The organism is Petrocella sp. FN5, assembly GCF_029210395.1.
In the GTDB taxonomy this organism is placed as follows: Bacteria; Bacillota; Clostridia; order Lachnospirales; family Vallitaleaceae; genus Petrocella.
In genome coordinates, this window is sequence record NZ_JARGDP010000001.1 from 59,837 (window position 1) to 86,060 (window position 26,224).

23 protein-coding genes are annotated in these 26,224 nt (G+C 37.5%); 20 read left to right on the forward strand and 3 right to left on the reverse strand.

All coding sequences use genetic code 11. The features are described 5' to 3' along the window. Positions 1–27: 27 nt before the first annotated feature. The 6 genes from P0N36_RS00310 to P0N36_RS00335 all read left to right on the forward strand — a co-directional run bounded on the left by P0N36_RS00310 (position 28) and on the right by P0N36_RS00335 (position 5,632). On the forward strand, positions 28–381 hold the full coding sequence (locus tag P0N36_RS00310; protein WP_442957178.1) for a Lin0368 family putative glycerol transporter subunit: 354 nt from the start codon (positions 28–30) through the stop codon (positions 379–381). 12 nt (positions 382–393) lie between these two features. Next, positions 394–732: a Lin0368 family putative glycerol transporter subunit gene (locus tag P0N36_RS00315; protein ID WP_275840692.1), complete on the forward strand. Its 339-nt coding sequence runs from the start codon at positions 394–396 to the stop codon at positions 730–732. Positions 733–852: 120 nt separating this feature from the next. Next, positions 853–2,334 carry a glycerol kinase GlpK gene (glpK, locus tag P0N36_RS00320; protein WP_275840693.1) on the forward strand — a complete coding sequence of 494 codons (1,482 nt, stop codon included), beginning with the start codon at positions 853–855 and terminating at the stop codon, positions 2,332–2,334. 200 nt (positions 2,335–2,534) lie between these two features. Next, positions 2,535–3,977, forward strand: a complete 1,443-nt coding sequence (locus P0N36_RS00325) for an NAD(P)/FAD-dependent oxidoreductase (protein ID WP_275840694.1) — start codon at positions 2,535–2,537, stop codon at positions 3,975–3,977. A 16-nt stretch (positions 3,978–3,993) separates the two neighbouring features. Next, complete coding sequence (locus P0N36_RS00330) at positions 3,994–5,256, forward strand: NAD(P)/FAD-dependent oxidoreductase (RefSeq protein WP_275840695.1); 1,263 nt, start codon at positions 3,994–3,996, stop codon at positions 5,254–5,256. 1 nt (position 5,257) lies between these two features. Continuing rightward, the gene (locus P0N36_RS00335) at positions 5,258–5,632 is read left to right on the forward strand and encodes a DUF1667 domain-containing protein (RefSeq protein WP_275840696.1); all 375 of its coding nucleotides are present in this window, start codon (positions 5,258–5,260) and stop codon (positions 5,630–5,632) included. An 80-nt stretch (positions 5,633–5,712) separates the two neighbouring features. Here P0N36_RS00335 and P0N36_RS00340 read toward each other — a convergent pair whose 3' ends face one another. Together P0N36_RS00340 and P0N36_RS00345 are read right to left on the reverse strand one after the other, a co-directional pair. Beyond that, positions 5,713–7,158 carry a hypothetical protein gene (locus P0N36_RS00340; RefSeq protein WP_275840697.1) on the reverse strand — a complete coding sequence of 482 codons (1,446 nt, stop codon included), beginning with the start codon at positions 7,156–7,158 and terminating at the stop codon, positions 5,713–5,715. Positions 7,159–7,170: 12 nt separating this feature from the next. Next, entirely contained in the window at positions 7,171–8,073 is a 903-nt protein-coding gene (locus P0N36_RS00345) for an ATP-grasp domain-containing protein (RefSeq protein ID WP_275840699.1), read from the reverse strand. Between the two features lie 278 nt (positions 8,074–8,351). Here P0N36_RS00345 and P0N36_RS00350 point away from each other — a divergent pair, with 278 nt between their 5' ends. The 4 genes from P0N36_RS00350 (at position 8,352) to P0N36_RS00365 (ending at position 11,296) form a co-directional block, all read left to right on the forward strand. After that, positions 8,352–8,507, forward strand: coding sequence for a hypothetical protein (locus P0N36_RS00350; protein ID WP_275840700.1), 156 nt, complete (start codon positions 8,352–8,354; stop codon positions 8,505–8,507). A gap of 103 nt (positions 8,508–8,610) precedes the next feature. Beyond that, on the forward strand, positions 8,611–9,720 hold the full coding sequence (locus tag P0N36_RS00355) for a coiled-coil domain-containing protein (protein WP_275840702.1): 1,110 nt from the start codon (positions 8,611–8,613) through the stop codon (positions 9,718–9,720). 11 nt (positions 9,721–9,731) lie between these two features. Beyond that, a complete protein-coding gene (locus tag P0N36_RS00360) occupies positions 9,732–10,409 on the forward strand; it encodes a cell division ATP-binding protein FtsE (protein ID WP_275840703.1) in 678 nt (225 codons plus the stop codon). Between the two features lie 113 nt (positions 10,410–10,522). Then, positions 10,523–11,296, forward strand: coding sequence for a cell division protein FtsX (locus P0N36_RS00365; RefSeq protein WP_275840704.1), 774 nt, complete (start codon positions 10,523–10,525; stop codon positions 11,294–11,296). Positions 11,297–11,321: 25 nt separating this feature from the next. Here the strand turns inward: P0N36_RS00365 and P0N36_RS00370 are convergent, their stop codons facing one another. Continuing rightward, positions 11,322–12,458 (reverse strand): DEAD/DEAH box helicase, encoded by a 1,137-nt coding sequence (locus tag P0N36_RS00370; RefSeq protein WP_330683917.1) that lies wholly within the window; start codon positions 12,456–12,458, stop codon positions 11,322–11,324. Between the two features lie 528 nt (positions 12,459–12,986). Here P0N36_RS00370 and P0N36_RS00375 point away from each other — a divergent pair. From P0N36_RS00375 to P0N36_RS00420, 10 genes are all read left to right on the forward strand, one after another. Beyond that, on the forward strand, positions 12,987–13,913 hold the full coding sequence (locus P0N36_RS00375) for an ABC transporter permease (RefSeq protein WP_275840705.1): 927 nt from the start codon (positions 12,987–12,989) through the stop codon (positions 13,911–13,913). Between the two features lie 2 nt (positions 13,914–13,915). Continuing rightward, on the forward strand, positions 13,916–15,121 hold the full coding sequence (locus P0N36_RS00380; RefSeq protein ID WP_275840706.1) for an ABC transporter permease: 1,206 nt from the start codon (positions 13,916–13,918) through the stop codon (positions 15,119–15,121). A gap of 9 nt (positions 15,122–15,130) precedes the next feature. Continuing rightward, positions 15,131–16,150: an ABC transporter ATP-binding protein gene (locus P0N36_RS00385; RefSeq protein ID WP_275840707.1), complete on the forward strand. Its 1,020-nt coding sequence runs from the start codon at positions 15,131–15,133 to the stop codon at positions 16,148–16,150. After that, positions 16,140–17,132 (forward strand): ABC transporter ATP-binding protein, encoded by a 993-nt coding sequence (locus P0N36_RS00390; RefSeq protein WP_275840708.1) that lies wholly within the window; start codon positions 16,140–16,142, stop codon positions 17,130–17,132. Before P0N36_RS00385 ends, P0N36_RS00390 begins: the two co-directional genes overlap by 11 nt. Before the next feature lie 228 nt (positions 17,133–17,360). Next, on the forward strand, positions 17,361–19,016 hold the full coding sequence (locus P0N36_RS00395; protein WP_275840709.1) for a peptide ABC transporter substrate-binding protein: 1,656 nt from the start codon (positions 17,361–17,363) through the stop codon (positions 19,014–19,016). Between the two features lie 259 nt (positions 19,017–19,275). After that, complete coding sequence (locus P0N36_RS00400) at positions 19,276–20,820, forward strand: HD domain-containing phosphohydrolase (RefSeq protein WP_275840711.1); 1,545 nt, start codon at positions 19,276–19,278, stop codon at positions 20,818–20,820. Positions 20,821–21,010: 190 nt separating this feature from the next. Then, entirely contained in the window at positions 21,011–22,513 is a 1,503-nt protein-coding gene (locus P0N36_RS00405; RefSeq protein WP_275840800.1) for a sugar ABC transporter ATP-binding protein, read from the forward strand. A 1-nt stretch (position 22,514) separates the two neighbouring features. After that, entirely contained in the window at positions 22,515–23,480 is a 966-nt protein-coding gene (locus P0N36_RS00410) for an ABC transporter permease (RefSeq protein ID WP_275840712.1), read from the forward strand. A gap of 151 nt (positions 23,481–23,631) precedes the next feature. Further along, positions 23,632–24,594: an ABC transporter substrate-binding protein gene (locus tag P0N36_RS00415; protein WP_275840713.1), complete on the forward strand. Its 963-nt coding sequence runs from the start codon at positions 23,632–23,634 to the stop codon at positions 24,592–24,594. A 149-nt stretch (positions 24,595–24,743) separates the two neighbouring features. Next, positions 24,744–26,219, forward strand: a complete 1,476-nt coding sequence (locus tag P0N36_RS00420; RefSeq protein ID WP_275840715.1) for a hypothetical protein — start codon at positions 24,744–24,746, stop codon at positions 26,217–26,219. The last annotated feature ends 5 nt before the right edge of the window (positions 26,220–26,224 follow it).

Here is a 26,224-nt window from a genome sequence, read left to right on the forward strand (position 1 = left end):
CTTAATTTTATCTTGGGAGGTAAAAACATGAAACATTTAGGTACAATTTTAGGAGCAGCAATTGCCGGCATGTTTGTAATGAGCGTTTGGGGCGCTTTTGCAGGTGCATACGGAATTGGTGGCGGTTGGTTTGCTGGATTTGCTATCATTTCAACAATGTGGTTTATGAATCACTTTATCGGCGTTCACAACAACGATGGAGCTTGGGTAGATATGGCTCTAGGTATAGGCGTTGCCGGTACAGCACGTGGCGCATTTGAAGCAGGAACATTCCAAGTGGTTGTTGATTCTTTACCAACAATGATCATCGTATCTTTAGGTGGTATTACTGGTGGTATCGTTGGCGGTTTACTACAAAATTCAGCACTCAAGAAAGATTAGGAGGGAAGACAAATGACTCTACAATTAGGATTAGCTACATTTTCAGGAGGATTTATATTTGCCTTTTTAATCAGAATAATTTGGGGCGAATTAGTATCAAACTTTGGACCAATCGGTGGTTGGTTGGCAGCCGGCTTTATCGTAGGTACAGCATGGTCACTTAACCATGGCGTTGGATTAATCTATCAAACAGGCGCAGCATGGATTGATATGGCTTATGCAGCAGGTGTTGGTTTGTTCGCAGCGAACGTTGTCGTGGACAAAGCAGACATGGGCAAAGGTTTAGTAAACGCATTATTTGCAATCGTTGGCGGTGTTTTGGGTGGTTTCTTACTATCCTGTATGGGATAAGTAACGAACGCATGAGTGCCAATTAACAATAAAAGAACTATAATAGGTAATTTACAGAAATATATTATGGGTAACTGTATAAAAGAAGGTATATCAATATAATATGGAGGTATTTAGAATATGGCAAAAAAATATGTAATGGCGTTAGACCAAGGTACTACTAGCTGTAGAGCTATTCTTTTTACGCATGACGGACAAATCGCTTCAGTAGCTCAAAAAGAGTTCACTCAAATCTATCCTAATCCGAGTTGGGTAGAGCATGATGCACTTGAAATATGGGAATCACAAAGAAGTGTTATGATGGAAGCAATGAAAAAAGTTAATGCTACAGCTGAAGAAGTAGCTACCATTGGTATTACTAACCAAAGAGAAACAACTGTTGTTTGGGACAAAACAACTGGACAACCTGTTTATAACGCAATTGTATGGCAATCTCGTCAAACAGTTGGTATCTGTGAAGAATTAAAAGCTCAAGGTTTAACTGAATATGTTCATTTAAACACTGGTCTTGTAATTGACGCTTACTTCTCAGGCACAAAAGTAAAATGGATCCTTGACAACGTTGAAGGCGCAAGAGAAAAAGCTAACGAAGGTAAATTATTGTTCGGTACTATGGACACATGGTTAATCTGGAACTTGACAAAAGGTCAAGCACACGTTACTGAATACTCAAACGCATCAAGAACATTAATGTACAACATTCGTGACCTTAAGTGGGACGATAAATTATTAGAAGCATTGACAGTGCCAACTTCTATGCTTCCAGCTGTTAAACAATCAAGTGAAGTTTATGGATACACAGCATTACTTGGTGGAAATACACCAATATCTGGCGCGGCTGGCGACCAACAAGCAGCATTGTTTGGACAAGCTTGCTTCGAAAAAGGTATGGCTAAAAACACTTACGGAACCGGTTGCTTCATGCTTATGAACACTGGCGAAGAAATGATTCCATCAACTAAAGGTCTTTTAACTACAATCGCATGGGGTGTTGACGGTAAAGTTGAATATGCTCTTGAAGGTTCAATATTTATAGCTGGTGCAGCCATCCAATGGTTAAGAGATGAAGTTAAAATACTAGACAGTGCAAAAGACAGTGAGTATTTTGCAACTCAAGTTAGCAGTACAGATGGCGTTTACGTTGTTCCTGCATTTGCTGGACTTGGCGCACCTTACTGGGATATGTATGCACGTGGCGCAATCCTTGGATTGACTCGTGGTACTGGTAAAAACCATATCGTTCGCGCAACATTAGAATCATTAGCATATCAAACAAGAGACGTACTTGACGCAATGCAAGAAGATTCAGGTATCACATTGGCTGCACTTAAAGTAGACGGTGGCGCTTGCGCTAACAACTTCTTAATGCAATTCCAAGCAGATATCGTAAAAGCGCCAGTTGAGCGTCCAGAAGTTATCGAAACAACAGCTCTTGGTGCTGCTTACCTTGCAGGACTTGCAGTTGGATTCTGGGAAAGCAAGCAATCTGTTATTGATTCTTGGAACCTAGATCGTCGTTTTGAGCCTTCAATTGATAATGCAGATGAGCTTTATGCTGGATGGCAAAAAGCTGTTAGCCGCGCACAAGCTTGGACTGACTAATAAAGATACCGGTATAGAGAGATAATTAAAAAGTAGTAAATGGCATCATATTGAGAGGCCGTACATCTTTTCAGACTTACTGGATATGTGCGGCCTTTTTTATTAATTATTTGATGTGATAAACAGAAGGCTAGGTTTTTCAGATCAAATAATTACAATAGATGGAAACATATTTAAAACACTTTTAAGGAGGCAATAAAATGTATGATGTAGTAATAATTGGTGCCGGCGTAGCGGGCACGTCTATTGCAAGAGAGTTGTCAAGATATAAGCTGAAAATAGCTGTAATTGACAAAGAAAACGATGTTGCAAATGAAACAACCATGGCAAACAGTGCCATTATTCACGCGGGGTATGACGCAGAGCCCTACAAGAATAAAGGAAAGTTTAATGCAAAGGGTAACGCAATGTATACACAACTCACAGAAGAATTAGATATACCTTTTAAAAGAGTTGGATCGCTTGTGCTTGCATTTTCAGAAGCAGACTTAGCAACCATTGAACTTCTTTATGAAAGAGGTATTGAAAATGGCGTTCCGGATCAAAAATTATTAACCAAAGAAGAAGTTCTTGAGATGGAGCCAAATGTAAATGATACTATTTTTGGTGCTCTTTATGCACCAACAGCCGGCATTATTTCTTCATGGGAAGTGGCTATTGCCTGTATGGAAAATGCAATGGATAATGGTGCAGAGTTGTTTTTGAATACCACAGTTGAAGACATCAAAAAAGACGGAGATGTGTTTACAGTAAAAACAGATCAACAAGACTTCCAAACAAAATATGTTGTGAATGCTGCAGGTGTATTTTCAGATAAAATCAACAATATGATTGCAGCACCAACTTTTGAGATTCAAGCAAGAAAAGGTCAATATTTCATCATGGATAAAGATATAGGCACCCTTGTTAATACTGTACTTTTCCAATGTCCTTCAGATGTCGGTAAAGGTATTTTGGTAGCGCCAACGGTGCATGGAAACCTACTTATTGGACCGGATTCAGTATTTGTAGATGATAGAGAAGATGTTAGTACAACAGCCCCTGAGCTTGCTATGATTCGTGAGGCTGCTGCTTTAACAACCAGTAAAATTGATAATAGAAAAGTCATTCGTTCTTTTTCAGGGCTTAGAGCGACTTCAACAACCCATGACTTTGTACTTGGTGAAACACCGGACGTACAAGGCTTTTTCAACGTAGGTGGCTTTGAATCTCCTGGTCTATCTGCAGCACCTGCTGTAGCGGTATATGTAGCTGATCAGATTAAAGAAAGAAACGGTGGCTTTGAGCCAAACCCAACTTTTAATCCGGTTCGTCGTCCATTCATTCGTTTTGATGAGTTAGATACAGAAGAAAAAGCAGCTTTAGTTAAAGAGAATCCTCTTTATGGTCGTGTTATATGTAGATGTGAAACAGTTACAGAAGGCGAAATCATGGATGCAATCCATCGTAATGTTGGTGCAACCACTGTGAAATCTGTTAAGAAACGTACAAGAGCAGGCATGGGTCGTTGCCAAGGTGGTTTTTGTGAGCCACGTGTTATAGAGATTCTATCTAGAGAACTTGGTAAGTCGATGAATCAAGTGAGTTATGACTCGCCTAAAGCGTATATATTAACCGGCAGAACAAAAAATGTAGAAGAATAAAAGAGAGGACAAAACTATGCAAAATTATGATTTGATTGTTGTCGGTGGTGGACCAGCAGGTTTGGCTGCCGCTATAGAGGCAAAAAAGAATGATGTAGATAGTATTTTGATTATTGAAAGAGACCGTGAGGTTGGCGGTATACTACAACAATGTATCCATAACGGTTTTGGGCTACACATATTTAAGGAACAATTAACAGGACCTGAGTATGCGGAGCGTTTTATTGAAGAAGCAAAATCCATGAATATTGATTATGTAGTAGATACAATGGTTCTTGATGTTACACCAGAAAAAGTTGTTCATGTTATTAACCCAAAGACGGGCTATCAGACCTTCCAAGCGAAAGCTGTTATTATGGCTATGGGATGTAGAGAACGTACAAGAGGCGCAATCAACATCCCAGGCTATAGACCATCTGGTGTCTATTCAGCAGGAACGGCACAAAGATATACCAATATGGAAGGCTTTATGCCAGGCAAAAAAGTATTTATCTTAGGATCAGGTGATATAGGGCTGATCATGGCAAGACGTATGGTTCTTGAAGGCGCAGAAGTGTTAGGTGTTGCTGAATTGATGCCGTTTTCCGGTGGATTAAAACGTAATATTGTACAGTGTCTAGATGACTATAATATTCCACTATTACTAAGCCATACAATCATCAAGATAGAAGGTAAGGATCGTCTTGAAAAAGTTATTGTTGCTCAAGTAGATGAGAATTTTAGACCAATTCCAGGAACTGAAAAAGAATATGAAGTAGATACATTATTACTATCTGTTGGATTGATTCCTGAAAATGAGCTTTCTAAAAAAGCGGGTATCAAACTTAATCCCGTTACATCAGGACCATTTGTTAATGAGTCTATGGAAACCAGTGTTGAAGGTATTTTTGCTTGCGGTAACGTTGTTCATGTCCACGACCTAGTTGACTTTGTAACTCAAGAAAGTCGACGTGCAGGCCTTAATGCGGCAAAATACATTAAAAATGAAAAAGCTACAGAAGGTAAAATTGTAGAAGCCAATACTGGTTTTGGTATTACCTATGTTGTGCCAAGTAAAATTTTGGTAGATAACGTTGAGGATGAACTGGTTATGTTTATGCGTGTAAACAATGTATACTCCAATATGCGTTTAGAAGTGAAATCAGGAGATACAGTGATTAAGTCAATTAAACGACGTCATTTGGCGCCGGGAGAAATGGAACAAGTCAAACTAAAACCTTCCGATTTGGCGAAAGCTGAAGGCGAACTGGTATTTTCTATTGTAGGGGAGGATGCATAAGATGGCAGATAACAAAGTAGAATTAGTATGTATTGCATGTCCCGTTGGATGTTTAATGGAAGTTGAGCAAAACGGTGACGAGTTTATAGTAACTGGGAACGCATGTAAACGTGGCCCTGAATATGCAAAAGCAGAGTTAACACATCCAACACGTACATTGTGTACAACTGTAGCAATAAAAAATGGCTTTCTAAATCGTGTACCGGTATTCACAGAGGACGAGATTCCTAAAGGTTTGATTTTTGAAGCGATGGATGAAATCAATAAAATCGTTGTTGAAGCACCCGTTAAAGTAAGACAGATTGTTATAGAGAATTTATTGGGTACAGGTATTAATGTTGTAACGACAAGAAGTATGAGTAAAAAGAATTCTTAAAAAAACACACAAAAAAGTCATTCCGGGGGGGATGACTTTTTTTGTGGGCTCTTTATCAAATCTTGAGGTAATCTCTATGTTTATGTAATAATTTCATTCATGAGTATGGGGTCACCGTTTATGGCCATGAAGAGTTTTCTTCGAAGCTGTTTTTTGGTGTTGACGAGTTCGGCAGCTAATTTGTCAATGGCTATAGTGGACAATACAGACTGTATATAGCCTTCAATTAGACTATCAAGACTAAGACCTAACTGGTTAAAGTCTTTTTGATCCACCAACTTAAGTCGACCGGTTTCACTTGCCCATCCATCTATCATTTTAATGGATAAATTGGTACCAAGTATTTGCCATGAGTCTTCTAAAGGGTCTAAATTGGTTGTCAGAGGTTTTTCAGCTCTCCTGGCATACATGGCTATAGGTCGATAGCCACTTGGTGTAGATGCAATCATAAACCTTAGATCGGCCACATAGATTTCTTTCTTTTTATTAGGAACCATACCTACATGGTAATACAGACCATCACTACCCTGGGTACTCCAGTGATAATTACCAATAAGACTCTGTACGATGAAATCTTCATAAGGATGGCTTAAAGACATAAAATAATCCAGTTCTTGTTTACAAGTAATGGTATAAACACCTTGGCCGGCATTGCTATATGGATTTTTTATGACAGCATGTCCGCCAAATCGATCCACCCACAAAGGAATCTCGTTGAGTTTTACATCTTTTATGGTTTCTGGTGTATTTATTTTAAGGCCATAATTTTTTAGATCACCATTATAAAAGTCATAAGCTTTTGCGGCCATCCGCTTATTTCGACCACCTGCAAGACAAGCAATAATAGGATTATAGATTAGTGTTTTGGATTTGACAGGAATGCGGTTCCAGGGTGTTTGAGTCACATAACGAATAGCAGCTTTGATTGGAAACCAGTGTCCATCTTTGTCACGGACCTCCATGATTTCATCCACAAATCGTACACTAGGATTCGGGTCACCATCATAAAAGGAGGCCAAATAGACATCCTCACCTGTGATTTGTGCAAGTGCTGCAGCATAACCGGAAGCTTCCATTTCATTTTTATCGTAGATTACAGCGTAATGACCACTTACAACGCGCTTTTCTTTGACAAGAGGTAAAAAGGAAGTCTCAATAAGACGTTGATAGCCACCCATTTCTTCTTGGTCGAACAATAGTGGCATAGATTTTTGACCGGAGGGTGATGAATTGGTTTCGATGACAACCATCTGTCTTTTTCCGTTAGCGGTGGTTACATGAAAAAGGTCTGTACCTGACCACTGTATGTGGTTAGGACGATAAGTAAGAAGTCTTGTGAGACCTTCACTGTCCACTCTTGGATTCAGATGGCAGTAACGTTCGATGATTCTTTCTATGTCCATATTAAGGAAAAAAAGTACCAAGGGACTAATTTGAGCATTTACCACCTTATGATAATAATGATTTTCTTGTATAAAGTTACCCGGCCTGATGAGAAGAGCCGGTTCTGCAAAATTTATTTTCATAAAACCTCCTGATTATCTATGCAAACGTGTTTTTATATATTCATATATTTCGTGTGGTACATTAACATTGACACAAGACTCCATACCCTTGAACATAGGTGAAGAATTGACTTCACAAATCTTGAAATGATCCCCGTCAAAGAGTAAATCCACACCGGAAATATCAAGTCCTAATACCTTTGTAGCCTCAAGAGCCAGCCATTCAATTGCAGGCGTTAAAGTATAAGGTGTAACAGAACCGCCGGCAGAATAGTTGGCTCGGAAATCATCATCACCGGCTTGTCGATGCATACATCCGATAATGCGGCCACCAACTACAAAAACACGCAAATCCCGGCCGAGACTGTCGGTCATCATTTCTTGCAAAATGATATTAAGCTGTGGGTTAGCTATTTCAATAATACGAGTGCTGTTTTTGAAGGCATCTTCACTCTCAGCCATAAAAACACCTTTGCCTAAAGAGCCGGATAGGGTTTTTATAACAATGGGGAAAGAAAAAAGACGTTTAATGAGTGGAATCTCAACCGGGAACTTAAGAAGCATGGTTTTTGGTACAGGTAAATTACGCTGGGCCAAAATTTGATGAGAAAAAAGTTTGTCTTTAACCGTTTCAATGCTAAGGGATGTATTGATACACGGGATGCCCAATCTTTCAATATGTCGAATCAGTGCCAAAGCAAAATAAGTCGTACCGGATCCCATTCTAGGGAGTACAAAGTCAGGTAAATCAGTAAATTCTCCATTGACATAGATGCTTTTTTCATCTTCCCTTGTGACGATAATATCAATTTGATCAGGACAGTAGACTTCAATATCTATGCCCATTTTTTCAGCTTCCTCAATAAAACGATTGATTTCATAGTGTGTTTCATTTAATGCTTCTTTGGATACTTTGTAGATAATCCAACCTTTCATGGATGACCCTTAAGTGTTGCCACTTACCTTTCTGTGTATGTTTTATAGCGCTCAATTAGTAGTTTGATCATATCTAAAAAAGACAATATATTTTTATTATACATGATTGAATGAGGTTATCAAAATAAAAAATGATGAATAAAAATATATTTAATGATATAATACATTTACAGCAACAAATATGGTTGAAAGATCAAAAATAAGTTTTACTAAGTTCACATACAATATATAGTTTTGACACCTTAACCAAATATGAAAGTTACATTAAAGGAGTACACATGTCAGAGAAAAATCAAGAAATGATGAAAAAAATATTAGAGCAGAAGAAGGCAACACAAAGTAACAAGCAAAAAATGAAACCCGATAAAAAAATAGGATCTAGCCAAAAAGGCAAACTTAATCAAAAAGCCGGAGGCTCAAACAACAAGGTATAGTTGTGTGTAGATGGATGCTTTTCATTTCATAGCCTCATTTTTGTTGATGTTATAACAAGAATGAGGCTTTATAATTTCACAAGAAAGAGGCGTAAAGATAATAATGATAAAAACACATACGAGAATCATAGGGATACTTTTGGTAATGGTTCTTTCTGTTTATTCTTGGTCATATGCCACCGTTAATATGGAAGTGGTTACAGAAGCTGAAAATCAAATTCTACAAATTGATGAAGAAGAAGCTATAATTTTGTCGGATTTGTACCGTATTGAACAAGAAATAATGTTGCTTGAGGCGGATGAAGTGACCTTATCAGAGGATATTGACAGGTATTATGCCCAAATACAAGAGCTAGAAAAAAGAATTGTAGATGAGGAAAATGCTTTTAATGAAAACAGGGATATTCTAGAACATATTTTGAGAGCGTATCAGAAAAGAGGCGTTGGTACATTCTTAGAAATCTTGCTTGACTCGGATCATTTATCTGATTTTTTGAGACGACTGAATATACTTAGAGATTTGACACAAAATACCGGAGCGCTATTGAACCACTTAGAGGATGTACAACAACGTCTAGGAATAGAAAAAGAGTCATTAGCTGAACAACTGATTAACTTGGAAAAGGAGCAGGATAGACTAGGACAAGTTGTGGGCGAGATAAAAGCAACAAGGGCAGAAAAAGAAGCCTATTTAACAGATCTATTAGATAAGAGAGTTTTTTTTGAGAATATTCTATATGAGATTAACACGGCGTGGAAAGTACTTAAGCCTATGTTTGTTCAAGCCAGTGAAGGGTTCTCTAAATTAGCTGAAAGTGGTAGTCTACCTGAAGATGCTATGAAGCTTAGGTTATCTATGTCAGGCTTTGATGCCATAATATCTGAAAAGGTTTTTAATGATGCTATTGTACAGAATCCGGATATTCCGGAGCTGGAATTTGAGTTTGAGGAAGGTTATATTCAGTTATCAGTACCTAGTAAACATTTGAGTGTAAATGGTAATTTTCAAGTTATAGATGGCACTGAACTGGTGTTTACTCCTGAAACAGGTACCTTTTATGACATGCCGCTGAATACTCAATTGATGAATGAGCTTTTTGAAGATGGCGGTCTAAGGTTGAACCTAAAGCCAATTATTGGTAACAATAAAATCAAGACGGCAAAGTCTAAAGAGAATGACTTAATACTTGCGGTACAAATTAATTTGTTTTAGAAGGAGAAAAAATGATAGAGGCACATGATTTAGAGTTGATTTATAGTGATGGCACAGTAGCCGTTAAACCTTTTAATCTAAAAGTAGGCAAAGGAGAGCTGGTTTATATTACCGGTGCTAGCGGATCGGGTAAAACGAGTCTGCTGAAATTGCTTATTGGAAGTGAATATCCAACGGGTGGTACCTTAAATATTCTAGGAGAGCCGATTAATAAAGGTAACAGCAAAAGCATTAGTAAAATACGACATAAAATTGGACCCATTTTTCAAGAGTTTAGATTAATCAAAGGAAAAACCTCTATGGATAATGTTAAGCTGGGGATGCGATTTATTGGTATGAAGCCGAGTCAAATAGAGGAAGAAGCTCAATCTGTGTTGATTAAGGTAGGTCTTGAGGATAAATTAAATATTAAGGTGGATTATCTTTCTTGGGGTGAGTGTCAACGAGTGGCCATTGCAAGGGCAGTAGCCAGAAAGCCAGCTCTTATCTTAGCAGATGAACCTACAGGTAATTTGGATCGGGAAAATGCAATTAAGATGTTAGAGCTTTTAGCATCTTTTAGAACAAAAGACACAGCGGTCATTATGACAACCCATGCAACTCATTTAATAGAAGGTCATGCTCATGCCACGTACATTCATATGGATCGAGGCAGGGTGAATATTGAAAGGCAAGGCAAATCCTATTGAAAACTTATATTTACAACTTTCGTTATTTCATCAAAGAATCAATTGATATTTTCCGTTTAAACTTAATATCCAACATTTTCTCCTTACTTAGTACAGGTTTAATATTTTTTGTCTTGACATTGATTATTGCTGGTTGGAACGTCAGTAGTTCAGTGACTGATGCCATCAAAGGTGAATCAGAAATCAGTGTCTATTTCAAAGAGGGCTTAACAGATGCAGAAATCATAGAGTTGACCAATCTAGTCACCAATGTGTTTGGTGTAAAATCGGTCAATCTTGTTAATGAGGATGAGGCTTATGAGCGAATGGAAAGCGTATTAGGCGGTGATGCCCAGGTGTTATCCTTTTTTGAAGAGAACCCATTCGATGCCTTTTTGGAAGTGGGTATAGAGCTTAGTGAAATAGATGCCATTGTAAGTCAAATCAATCAAATGGAGAAAGTTGACCTCGTTAGGGATAATAAGGAGGTGTTGAATCGATTAAGTCATATGTCAGATGTTCTTAATTTGGTCAGTTATTTTGCCATAGCTGCAGTAGGCATAACAACATTGGTGATTTTATCGCATATCATAAGACAAGGCATTTACCATCATAGAGAACAAATCAATACTTTGGAACTGTTGGGTGCACCCAAATACTTTATTGCACTTCCATTTTATATAGAAGGTATTGGCATGACACTAACGGGTGGGTTATTGTCACTTATACTAAGCCATTTTGTGTTAAGTGAGATTTATTTACAGGTATCTGGTCCCCTGCCGTTTATTCCTTTGCCCGATCAAGGTGGTGTCATGCAAAATCTAATCTTGATGGTTATTGGCCTAAGTTTGATTTTAGGGTACTTAGGAAGTGCTTTTGGGGTCAGTTCATCCAGAGGCAAAAACTAGAAAAGCAACATTATGATCAGTCAAGTTATTTGTAGTCTGTAAGTTGTCCATTTTTAATAGCTTTTGATTGAATACAGATATTATTTATCTTTTCAATCTTTTTGATGTCTTGTAATTGACTTAAAGTGATGATGGATATAGCCATACCTTTTTCGCCGGCACGACCGGTACGACCGACGCGGTGAATATATTCATTAAGGTCAACAGGAATATCCATATTGATGATATGGGATAGGTTTTGAAGATCGAGTCCACGTGCTACAAGATCTGAGGCGACAAGTACTTTGGCTTGCCCCCCCTTAAACTGATCGATGGCTCTTTTTCGATCTTGCTTTGTTGCATTACCAAAAATAGCAACAGCGTCTATTTTGTGATAATTTAGTCTCTCCATAACATCAATAACAGCTTCATTTTTGTTGATGAAGACAATAGCCTTCGAAGGATTTACAGCATGAATAAGTTTTCTAAGCATATCTATCTTATCTCTTTGTGGGGCTATAACAAAACAGTGTTCAATGGCTGGATTAACCTTGTCAGGCGCGATATTGACGATTGTAGGACTTTTCATTAAGGACACTGCACTTGCTAAGGCTTTTTCGCTGATAGAAGCGGAAAAAGCCAATAATTGACGATCGCGTAGTGTGGTTTTGATGATACTTTTAACCGTTTGAACATTACTATCACTTAATAACTTATCAGCTTCATCAATAACTAAGGTTTTAATTTGATGGGCTTTTATTTTTTTGAGCTGAATTAATTCCAAAACACGTCCAGGTGTTCCGACAATGATGTGTGGCTTTTCTTTCAAATAATCTATCTGGCGTTTAATATTAACATCACCTATGATAGGTGTAGATCTTAAGGGGTGGTTAGAATTTTGAGCCAATGTCTTAATTACATTATGAATCTGTATAACCAGTTCATGGGTAGGTGCTAATATTAAAGTATGCAAATCTTTAGTATCCGTATCAATACGTTGGAAAGATGGCAAAAGATAGGCGAGCGTCTTACCACTTCCGGTGATGGCCTCAGCGATTAAGTCCTTATTATCCAAGATATGCTCAATGGTTTTGCTTTGTATATCAGTAGGATTTGTAATATTATCTTGTTTAAGTCCTGCAATAAAGGTGTCGCTTATTCTCAATTCATTAAAAGTAGCCATAATTTTCTCCTTATATTTTGTTAAGGTGTCAAAACTATATGGTTTTGACCCTTTAGCCATATTTTATTATAGGAAAGTGAGAAGGTCTTTTGGGAAAACCTTGTATGCCTTGATTCTATAGATAGATGACATTTTTGTCAATGAAATGCAATATTATTAACAGTAGAGTAGGTAGAATAAGAGATATATTTGCTAATTATATTTATTTTGTCTTATGGTGAAAAAAGCTCGAGTGGAATCATGTAAATCTATAAAATCTAAGAAAAATATATAAGGTAGTAAAATTTTTTTAATGCCGGAGAAAAACAAATGTCTTTTATGGGAAAACGCTTTACATCGGTTTTGATTTATTATATACTATCCTAGTAAATCAAGGATTCTGTACAGTAAAATTATTTTATAATCTACTAGAATAAAGGCGAATTTGGATGAATAATATGAACCTTTTACTTGGATAAGATTATAGTCATTAACCGCATGAATGTATCGGTTAGTATAAGAATCATAAATGTCGAAAGGAGCTTTAAAATGAATGGTTATTACGCAAAACGAATTCTCTCAGCGTTGATTACCCTCTTAATTATCACGACACTAACATTTGTGATGATGCGATCTATACCTGGAGGTCCATTTACAAGGGAAAGACCTGTACCGGATGAAATACTAAAAACACTCAATGAAAAGTACAATTTGGACGCTCCTATGTATGAACAGTATTTTGATTATATAAAAGGCTTGGTCACTTTTGATCTTGGACCATCTTATTCAAAAATAGGAACCACCGTTAATGACTTAATTATTTCCGGTTTTCCCGCATCTGCTAGAATCGGGTTGTATGCGACGATACTTATAGTAATTTTTGGCATTCCCCTTGGTATTATTTCAGCCTTAAAACAAAATAAGCCCATTGATTATCTGGTTATGTTCATGGCAACACTGGGGGTAACCGTTCCCAGCTTTGTTATGGCGACATTAATCATCTATTTTTTTGCGGGTAAACTGGGAATTTTACCTAGTTTTGGGGTCACATCACCATTGGGTTATGTTGGACCGGTATTGGCTCTGTCCGGTTATTCATTATCTTTTGTAGCAAGGCTAACAAGATCAAGCATGCTTGAGGTTTTAAGACAAGACTATATCCGTACAGCCAGAGCAAACGGCCTGAGTGAGTTCAAAGTCATCTATAAGCATGCCATAAAAAATGCTTTGATTCCGGTTGTCACTTATCTGGGTCCCATGATAGCAGCTATATTGACCGGCTCTTTCGTTATTGAGAAGATTTTTGCAGTACCTGGTATGGGCCGATACTTTGTTGAAAGTGTTGGTAACCGAGATTATACGACAATTACTGGTATTACTGTCTTTTATGCAGCATTTTATATTCTTATGGTATTGCTTGTCGACATTGCATATGGGTTTATTGACCCTAGAATAAAACTTGGGAAGGAAAAATAATCATGGCAGATAAAAGATTTGTGTTTATCAAAGATAATAAAGAAGATATGGAAGCATCTCGCCCAAGTTTAACCTACTGGCAAGATGCTTGGCGAAGACTGAAGAAAAACAAACTTGCGATGGTTGGAGCCTTTACGATTGTTATGGTTTTATTGTTTGGTATCTTTGGACCCAGTACGACAGATTATTCTTATTCAGATCAACTGAATAAATTCAAGAATCTACCACCGAGATTAGAGATTTTTCATGTAGAAGAGAATCTAAACTTCCATTTATCCAATGACTACAATATATTCTTAGTAACGGATAAGGGTGAAGTCTATGACCGTCTTGAACCGGATAAAAATCAGAGAGACATGATTAACAAGATTTATATCTATAAATATGGTACAGAAGATAATTTTGAAGAAGTTGTTCTTGACTTTTCTTATAATTTGTTACCAACCAAACAAGGCTACGATTATGATTTTACCATTGAGTACGATGGTGTTGTTTATACCCAACCTAATGATAAGGTTTTTAATCGAACATTTCCTTTTGGAACAGATGATTTAGGTCGCGATATTTTAACTCGTGTTATGTATGGTACGAGAATATCACTCATGATTGCATTCATTGCAACACTCGTCAACCTTCTGATAGGCGTGGTATATGGAAGTATTTCCGGCTTTGAAGGTGGTAAGATTGATGAGTTTATGATGCGTATTGTGGACATCATCAATTCCGTGCCTTTGATGTTATATGTTATTCTATTAATGGTTACCTTTAAGGAAAATGACGGATTGACCAATATCATTATAGCACTCAGTACGGTTTACTGGGTGTCCATGGCTAGGTTGGTTCGTGGGCAGATGTTGGCACTAAAAGAACAAGAATTTGTATTAGCAGCCAGCGTTATTGGTGTGCCTAAGTATAAGATTATCTTCAGACATTTAATTCCAAATGCCATGGGTCCCATCATTGTTTCAATGACCATGATGATTCCAAGTGCAGTATTTACGGAGGCATTTTTAAGCTTTATTGGTCTTGGAGTATCTGCACCTCAAGCATCTCTTGGAACACTAGCTAACAATTCCCTGTCAGGGCTTTTGACATACCCTTATCAGTTGTTCTTCCCTGCCCTTACGATTGCAATCATTATTCTTGCATTTAACTTCTTAGGGGATGGATTACGAGATGCACTTGATCCACGACTAAGGAAAGGATAGGTTAATATAATGAGTAAAATACTAGAAGTTAAAAATCTGAGTACATCCTTTTATACCCATATGGGAGAAGTACAAGCCGTACGGGGCAATAGTTTTTCTATGGAAAAAGGCGACATTCTTGGTATTGTCGGTGAATCAGGTAGCGGTAAGAGTGTAACAGCGCTCTCGATAATGGGACTCATCGATCATCCCGGAAAAATAAAAGATGGGGAGATCATCTTTAATGGCGAAGTGATTTCGACTAAGAATAATGAAGAAATGTGCAAGATTCGTGGAAAAGAAATTTCAATGATTTTCCAGGATCCAATGACCTCATTAAACCCTGTTTTTACGATAAAAAACCTTATGGTTGAAGTTATTAGAAGACATCAAAAAGTATCTAAGAAAAAGGCACTTGAGATTGCCATTGATAAGCTACGCATGGTCGGTATTCCAGAACCGGAGAAAAGAATCCATGCTTATCCTCATGAGTTCTCGGGTGGTATGCGTCAAAGAGCCATGATTGCGACGGCGTTGTCATGTAACCCTAAGTTGCTAATCGCAGATGAACCCACAACAGCACTAGATGTAACGATTCAGGCACAAATCCTGGAGATTATGAAAAAGCTAGCCAGTGAGATTGATACGTCCATTATGATTATTACCCACGATTTAGGTGTGATTGCAGAGACCTGTAAGCATATGATTGTGATGTATGGTGGCATGATTATGGAAAAGGGCACAGTGGATGAGATTTTTCACAGTCCTCAACATCCTTACACAAGAGGACTTATGAATTCAGTACCACGTATGGATGCAGCTGCTAAAGAGCGATTGATACCTATACCGGGATCACCACCGGATTTATTAAACCCTCCTAAAGGTTGTCCTTTCTCGTACAGATGCCCACATGCAATGGAAATATGTAAAGAAGAAATGGCGCCGACCTATAAAATCAGTGATGGACATACATCAGCATGTTGGTTAATTCACTTAGATGCGCCAGATGTTGAAGGTTATATAAAAGGATGTGATATAGATGCCGGATAAGAAAGTATTATTAGAGATTAAAGGACTTAAGAAATATTTTACAGTTAAGCACAGTATGGTTGAAAGCAAACGTAAGTACTTAAAAGCAGTTGATGGTATTTCTTTTGTAATTAATAAAGGTGAGACTTTTGGTCTGGTTGGAGAATCCGGTTGTGGTAAATCTACAACAGGAAGAGCCATTGTTAGATTATACGAACCGACCGGTGGCAAAATCATCTATGATGGTGAAGACATTACCAATATATCACCCAAAGAAATGTTGAAATATCGAAAACGTATTCAAATGATTTTCCAAGACCCCTATGCATCCTTGAATACGCGTATGACCATTGCTGATATTATTGGAGAAGGTCTTGATATACACACCAATATTAAAGGCGAAGCCAGAATGGAACGTATTCATGACTTATTAACACGTGTTGGACTTAAAAAAGAGCATGCCAGTCGATACCCTCATGAGTTTTCCGGTGGGCAACGACAAAGAATCGGAATTGCAAGAGCCATAGCTATTGAACCGGATTTGATTATTTGTGATGAGCCGATTTCTGCTCTAGATGTTTCCATCCAAGCACAAGTGGTCAACATGCTTGAAGATTTGCAAAAAGAGTTGGGCTTAACTTATTTGTTTATTGCCCATGATTTGTCTATGGTTAAGCATATATCCGACCGAATTGGTGTGATGTATTTGGGTCACATGATGGAAATCGCCGAAAGTAATGAACTGTATGAGAAACCATTACATCCATATACCAAGGCTTTGTTATCGTCCATACCGATTCCGGATCCTCGTTCCAAAAAAGAGGGCCGTATTGTTCTTGAAGGTGATGTAAGAAGTCCCATTGATCCCAAAGAAGGTTGCCGCTTTAGTTCTAGATGTCGTTATTGTGAAGAAATTTGCGATGAAGTGACACCGGAGCTTGTAGAAGTTTTACCGGATCATTTTGTTGCCTGCCATTTGGTAAAAAAGATTAACAATCTCTAAAGATGTGGTATAATAAAGAAGTGTGAAAATAATTTTACTGATATTGCTTGTTATGAAGAACATAACAATTGATATAAATAAGGTTAAAGCGTCTAAAGTATATAATTGAACTTTTACATACAATATATAATTATGAATGTATCAACGTAATCTATATATTTTATGTAATAGAGAAACTTAAGTTTGAGGCTTTAACCAAATATAGAAAACAATAAAAGGAGGAAGAACATGAAAAAATTACTATCATTATTACTCGTACTTGCATTATCTGTTTCTTTGTTAGCAGCATGTGGCAAAACAGAAGAACCAAGTACAACACCAGAGACAACAGAAACACCTGAAGTTACAGAAACAGGAACTGAAAAAATTCTTAATTGGAACGTTGGTGCAGATCCAAAAACCATCGACCCAACTTTAAATGGGGCAAGTGATGGTGGAGATGTGATCAACCAAACTTTCGAAGCCTTAGTTAGAGAAAAAAGCGGAGAAATCTTCCCGGGTATTGCAGAATCATGGGAAGTTTCTGAAGATGGTTTAACGGTAACTTTCAAACTTAGAGAGTCCAACTGGTCAGACGGATCACCACTTACAGCTCATGACTTTGTTTATTCATGGAAGCGTGGTATGGACCCGGCAACAGCATCTGAATACTCATGGATTTGGGAGTATACCAATGTTGTAGGTGCTATGGATGTTGTAAACGGTGAAGGTTCAATGGATGATGTAGGCGTTGTAGCTACAGACGACTATACCCTTGAAGTAAAACTTAATAACCCTACAGATTACATCGTAAGCTTATTGTCCTTCTATCACTTTATGCCTGTTAAACAATCATCTGTAGAAGCAGCAGCAGACGGCGCTTGGGCTAAAGATCCTGCACTTGCAGTATCAAACGGACCATTTGTTTTAACATCATATAAAATTGGTGAAGGTTTAACACTAGCTAAGAACCCAGAATATTGGAATGCTGAAAATGTAATGCTTGACGGTATTAAGGGCGTATTTATAGATGAAGAAGCAACTTCTTACCAAGCGTACCAAAATGGTGAGTTACACTTCATACCGACGGTACCAACAGCAGAGACACCACGTCTCATTGCTGAAGATCCAAATTTCTACGTGTTCCCATTACTTGGAACATATTACTATAACTTCAATCTTAATCTTGATATGTGGCAAGATGTTCGTGTTAGAAAAGCTTTTGCTTTAGCCATTGATAGAGAAATGATTGTTGAAACATTAGCAGCAGGTCAAGTACCGGCAGCTGGTTTTGTACCACCAGGGTTCTTAGATGCGGACGGTAATGACTTCTTTGAAACTGCCGGATCTTACGGCGTACCAACAGATGGTAGCAAAGTAACTGAAGCACAAGAATTACTTGCAGAAGCTGGCTATCCTAACGGAGAAGGCTTCCCAGAGTTTACAATTCTATATAACACTTCAGAAGGTCATCAAGTTGTTGCAGAATTGATTCAAGAAATGTTCAAAACCAATCTTGGTGTCAATACCAAACTTGAAAACCAAGAATGGGCTGTATTCCAAGACACACGTAAAGTTGGCGACTTTGAACTTGCACGTGGTGGTTGGTTGACAGACTTTATGGATCCAATGGGACTTCTAAGTATTTTCACAACTGGAAACGCTTATAACGATCCTAAGTACAGCAACGAAGAATATGATGCATTACTTTCAAAAGCTGCTGTAACAAGAGGTAAAGAGCATTTTGACGTTCTTTATGAAGCACAAGAAATGTTTATTGCAGATATGCCTGTAATCCCTGTATACCACTACACAGATGTTATGTTAGTATCTGAAAAGTTACAAGGATGGGATCGTTCCGTTCTTGGTACAGTCGATTTCAGTAGCGCTACTTTAGTAGAATAAGATAAATCATCAAAATAGAACAATCAAAAAGCCTGCTTGATTTAAGCAGGCTTTTTTTGATTTTATTAGAGATCCATAAAACACTTCCACATATTGCTTCTAGGAAATTCATGGTCAATATCGATAGTGGTATGAAAAAATTCAGATAGCGAAAAAACTGGCTTACAACTTCGTGGTAGTATGATATGATGTAAACATAGTACAGAAGACTAAGAATAAATATATTAAACCATTATAAATGAATACTTTGAGGTAGAATATGTATAAAACAGTGAAGTACGTCATCCTATTGATTACCCTAGTAGGGATTGTTGCCATTAGTATTGGAATTACGATCATTAATAATAAGGCATGGGATGCCTTAGTTGAAGAATATATTGCAGAGAAAACCAGACAAGTTGAGTACTTCATATTAGAGCAAGAACAAAGTCTACTAGATATTATAGAGACTAATGCCATATGGACAGATTTACTACTAGCGCTTCATGAGCAAGATGAAGCATGGATGGAAGAAAATGCTACAAAATATATAACGGATAGCGAAACAATGAATATTAATTTGATTTTCATCAGTAATGAAGATCAGAGTTATATACGAAGTTATGGTATAGACTTGATGGATGCAATAACAAAATCATCCGCTTATGAAGCGACTTTAAATGATAACACTTCTAATGATTTGCTCCTATGGCATGAGGGTTATATTGTGCTTATTAAATTAACACCTGTCCTAGATAATAATGGGGAGAATCCTGAAGGTGTCTATGGTGCTGGGAGGGTGATGGATGAAGCCCAAATCACAAAGATGAAATCCGCAATCGGAGAAAATACAATCTCTCAGATTAGTATAACAAAAACCTTGAATTACCATAATTTAGTAAGTGAAAACTATAGTTTGATATCTTGGAGCAAGCCATTTAGATATGGTAACCAGAGTCTATATTTTAATATTGATGCGAATGTTCCTATTTATCAACTCTTGTTTATTAATCAAAGAAATCATATTTTTGCTATTATCATTTTATTAGTTGTCCTCGTTACGATTATAGAGCTTAATATTTTAAAAAAGATAGCAAAAAATCTGGAAGTAACAATTGAAAGTGTTCATAAGATTTCCCAAGGAGATTATAACAGTAAGCTTACGATTCATGAAAGTAAGTACTTACCTGAAATATCACTGTTATCAGAATCCATAAATAAAATGTCGTCTGAAATTGAGAACAATATAGAGAAGATAGACAGTAAATACATTCAGATGATTGAGATTATCGCCAATGCCATGGAGATTAATGACTCATATACACATCAGCATAACAATCTGGTAGCGGATTATGCACTTTCTTTGGCCAAGGCAATCGGTTACGAAGATACTGAGGCGGTAGAAGTGGCGGGTAAGCTTCATGATATAGGTAAAATAGCCATACCTTATCATATACTTAATAAACCCGGCCGTTTAACCAACGAAGAATATGAAATCATTAAAAAGCATCCTGAAGAAGGTTATAAGATTATAAAAGACACAGATTTTGATCAGAGAATTAAAGATGGTATACGGTATCATCACGAATGGTATGACGGAACCGGATATCCTTTGCAACTGAAAGGCGATGACATACCCATGATTGCTCAAATTATAGCTATTGCAGATGTTTTCGACGCATTAACGTCAGATAGACCGTATCGAGATGGCATGAGCAAAGAAGAGGCGATAGATATACTAATAAAAGGCCGTGGTAGCCAGTTCAATCCTGAGCTTGTGAATGTTTTTATTACAATTAAACCTTGGTTAAAGGGTCAAAACTAGGTTCCACTAGTTCAAATACAATATGAAGATGACCTTAAAAAGAGATAATCATGGCTATGGTTACTCTTTTTTTTTATGACGTTTTGAATCTTTAGTTTGAATTAATCCAGTTAATTTAGTGAATATCCAGTTTGACACGTCTCATCATTTGCTAAACTATAAGCAAGCTTAGATAAAGAGGTAGATGATGATGGACTCATATTTGGTTGAACTTAGGGATATTGAAAAAGAATTTCCAGGTGTAAAAGCATTGGACCATGTTGCATTGACTTTGAAACATGGTGAAGTACTTGGTTTATTAGGTGAAAATGGAGCAGGTAAGTCAACATTAATGAAAATATTATCCGGTGTGTATCAAAAAGATGCCGGGTCCATATGGGTGAATAATGAAGAGGTAGCCTTTGAGACACCAAAAGAGGCAGAAGCTAAAGGTATTGCAATCATTCATCAAGAGCTCAATTTGTGTAAACATCTTACAGTGGCAGAAAACATCTTTTTGACAAGAGAAACAACAAAGTTTGGTTTTTTAGATGAAAAAGAGATCAATCAAAAAACACAGGTAATATTGGACTCTTTGAATCTGGATATAAAACCAACAGATTTGGTGAGTAGCTTACAAGTTTCTAAACAGCAGATGGTGGAAATATGTAAAGCCTTATCCATCGATGCGGAGATTATTATAATGGATGAGCCAACCAGCGCATTAACCGAGAAAGAAATCGAAGAGCTTTTTGGTATTATACATCAATTAAAAAAGAGAAATAAAGGCATTATTTACATTTCCCATCGCTTGGAAGAATTAGCACATATAGTAGATCGTGTCACGATACTCAGGGATGGACAGTATATAACGACCATGGATTACGATGTCACACAATTACAACAAGTCATCAAACATATGGTGGGTCGTGCCATTAAAGATAAATTTCCAAGGGTAGAAAGTATTATTGGAGATGTTATTTTTGAAGTTGACCATATAACGACACCAACCGGCGTTAAAGATGTAAGTTTCAGGGTTCGACAAGGTGAGATCGTTGCCATTGCCGGCCTCATGGGAGCCGGAAGAACAGAACTGGTTAGAGCTGTTTTTGGAGCGGACCCTATAACATCCGGTGAAGTTCGGATTGAGGATCAACTTGTAAAAATCAGATCCCCCAGAGATGCAATTAAGAATGGTTTGTATTGTGTGCCGGAAGATAGAAAAAAAGATGGTCTTAGCATTAAGATGACCGTTAATGAGAATATGGCTTTGCCTAATTTGGATTTTACAACTGGGCGTTTGATGACCAGCGAGAAAAAAGAAGCAGCCTTGACAAAAAACATGGTTGAAAAACTGAATATTAGGACACCTTCCATTCATCAAAAGGTCAAAAACCTGAGTGGTGGTAATCAACAAAAAATCGTTGTAGGTAAATGGTTGGTAAGAGATGCAAAAGTCATTATATTTGATGAACCGACCAGAGGCATTGATGTGGCCGCCAAAATAGAGATTTATCATTTAATGAATAGGCTAAAAGAAGATGGTATTGCTGTTATTTATGTTTCATCTGAACTACCTGAAGTCCTTGGATTATCAGATCGAGTGCTGGTAATGTGCAACGGAAGGCTTAAAGCAGACTTAAAAACCTTGGATACGAATCAAGAAGAAATACTTCATTTTGCAACACAATATGACGCCTTGGAGGAACGGTAGGATGAGTGAATTAGTGGGTAAAATACAATCAAAAAGTCTATTTGACAGCAAGACCAAGCAGTTTTTTTCAACCATTAGTGGCCTGTTTATACTAATTATTATCTTTAGCTTAAACAATGAGAATTTTCTAACAACAGCGAACCTCTTAAACGTTGCAGTACAGACAACGCCTATACTTCTAATTGCGATGGGGCAGACTTACGTGCTAATAACAGGTGGAATTGATTTGTCTATAGGCTCGAATATTGCGCTTGCAGGGGTTACCGCAGCGATCTTTATGAAAGCAGGTATACCTATCCCAATCGCTATGCTATTAGGTTTAGGCGTTACCGCAGGGGTTGGTGTTCTTAACGGAGTTATGATTGCATATGGCAAACTACCGCCATTTATTGTTACTCTAGGAACCATGACAACAGTACGTGGTATTACCCTTACGATGACGCAAGGTATCCCTATTAGTGGTTTACCTGAGGCCTTTAATAATATAGGAATAGCAAAAACTTTGGGTATACCGAATCCAATTTTTATAATGGTAATTTTTGCAGTGATTTTTGGCTTTATATTAAGTAAAACACGCACCGGTCGATATACATATGCACTTGGTAGCAATTTTGAAGCGGCCAGATTATCAGGTGTGAATGCTCACATGACACTGATTAAAGTCTATATGTTTAGTGGTATTTTAGCCGGTGTTGCAGGATTGGTCATGGCGGCAAGAATCATATCGGCACCGCCTACAGCCGGTATGGGCTATGAGCTGGATGCAGTGGCTTCATCGGTCATCGGTGGCGCCAGTACCATGGGTGGCGAGGGTGCCATTTTCGGAACAGTGGTGGGTGCATTTATCATTGGCGTACTCAGAAATGGTTTAAACCTGATGGGCGTTTCACCATTTATCCAACAGATTGTCATTGGTGTTGTCATTATTGCAGCTGTATTTTTTGACAAATTAAGACACAGCAAGTAATATTCCAACCCTGTAATCGATGTATTAGATATGGAGTTGCAGAAACTTAATTATAAAGCATGAACAATAAAGTTGAATCTACTGGGATTACCCATTAGAATAAATGAATGGTCATAAAGACGATTCACCAAAAATAACAGGAGGGTTTTATATGAAAAAGTTATTAGCAATGTTACTGTTTGGGGTATTGGTTATATCAGTTGCCGGATGTGCCAAAGAGGCACCGGAAAAGGAAGGATCTGCCGGAGGCGAAGGCGAAAACTATACCATGACACTGATTACAATGGATTCAATGGATGAGCATTGGCTTAAAGTGAAGAACGGTGCTGAGGCTGCAGCGGCTGAACTGGGAAACATTAAAGTCGTTTTTGATGCGCCACAAACTAAAGTGGATGCTACCGTACAAGCACAATTGGTTGAAAATGCTATTGTAAACAAATCAGATGCCATATTGTTAGCGGCTCTGGATAAAGAGGCATTAAAGCCGGTTGTTGAAAAAGCAAAAGAAGCAGGCATACCGGTTATACTTGTTGACTCAGGTGTCAGCACAGAAAACTATGATGCATTTTTATCAACGGACAATGCAGCGGCAGCAGAACTTGCAGCAGATAATCTAGCAGAACTTATTGGAAAAACAGGGAAAATAGCGATAATAAATGCGCAAGCTGGTGCTGGAACAACCATGACAAGAGAAAATGCGTTTAGAGATCGTATTGAAAGCCAGTACCCGGATATTGAAATCGTAGGTGTACAATACTCTGATGGTGACAAACAAAAGGCACTTAACTATGCCACGGACTATATGACCCAATACCCTGACTTGGTTGGTATTTATGCCTGTAATGAAGGCTCAACCGTCGGCGTTGGAAATGCAGTGGACCAAGCAGGCAAATCCGATAGTATACATGTGGTTGGGTTTGACTTCTCAGCTGATGTAAAAGGGTTGATTGAAAAAGGTGCCATAAAAGCCAGTATGGTTCAAAATCCTTATGTAATGGGATACGAAGGTATAAAAGCAGCCAGCACAGTGGTTTCAGGTGGACAAGTGTCTGTCAAGGATATTGATACAGGTGTAACAGTAGCAACGAAAGATAATCTAGCAGATATAAAATAGTAAAAAATAGTTGAAACATCAAAAAGATATTTCACAAAATCACAAACACAAATGAGCAAAGTCAATGAATGGCTTTGCCAATTTGTGTTTATTGATTATAATGGTAAGGGTAGTATTATTTAAGATTATTGGGGTGTCGAGGTGAAGCAATGCTAAAGAAGAATATAAGCTCAATCATTATTGTCACATTGATTTTAATCATCATGGGCATGATGTATCAAATACAGATGGCATCTGTTAAAAACAGTGGTAAAGAAATTGCCATTATTGACGAAGGGGAAAAATCTAATGCAAAACCGGTGGTGTTAAAAATAGTTGTCATCGGTGATGCATATCCGGATAGCGAAAAAGTGATAAAGGAAGTCAATCAATTGCTTGAAGAAGCCATTGATGTTCATTTAGCGATTCGCTATATCAATCCAAAAGAAATGGCCTTAACATATCCTAGGTTATTTGCCGGAGGCGCAGACTTTGATATGATTCAAGTTTTACCAATGGGATATACAGATTATGTTTCCAAAAAAGCATATATGAATCTTACAGAAGACATGATTATCAAAACCATGCCTAAGACCTTTGAAGAACTGGGTGATGGTTTATTAAAAGAACTAGAAGTTAAAGACCGTCTATACATGATACCTTCAACAGGATTTTTAAATAATCATAAGGTTTTGCTTCTTAGGGGAGATTTGATGGGGGCGGTAGGTTTGACGCAAATAACGACGGTGGAAGATCTCCAGGTTTATTTCGAAGGTATTTTGAAACAAGAATTACCTCTAGTACCTCTTGATTTTGGTGGAGATGCTTTATTAGCTCTAGAGATGTTTTACCTGCAAGAAGAAGAAAAAGTATTGTATGATGCTTATCTTATGTATTTAAATCAGAAGGATACCGGTGTGAATTGGTTGGTGAATGAAAGAGGGTTAGATGATTATAGAAAGCAGATGGTTCAATGGAAAAAACAAGGATTTATAAGGGGTGACAGTTATTTGCGTAGTCAGTCAGAAGAAGCATTGTTTGTTAAAGGAGAAGTCGCTGCCATTATTACATCAGTGTATAGGGCAGAGAACCTTGTCCGTCATCTGTATTTGAAAAAACCGGAATACGCACCACAAATTGTAACCTTAAATCAGAAGGCAAATCATTTTACACAGGCATCGCAAATGGGAATAGCCATAAAAAACGGTTCTGTAAATGCAGCCAAATCATTGGAGTTCATAGAATTATTACGTTATGATGAAAGGCTCTTTAGGCTACTTAATTATGGTGTTTTAGATGAACATTATGCCATTAATGGGAATGGGGAATATATACCCCTTACCAACAGTATATATTATCCAATATACAATATTCCTGTGTGGTTTATGACCAACGAATTTGCTTTAGGCTATCGGTTTAGAATAAATGGTATTGCGCCTTTTGCAACAAAGAACCCATATGAAATTAAGATGGTACAAGACTATAATCCTAGGGCTCATGAGCTTTATAAAAAAAAGACACAAACACTTCTATATCCGGCCCTTATAGGTGATGTGCAACATAACAATCAAATAGAAACCTATCAAGAAGAGTTGTTGGAAGAGGGCTTTGGAAACTATAAAAAACAGCTGGTAACCGAAGACTAAATCAA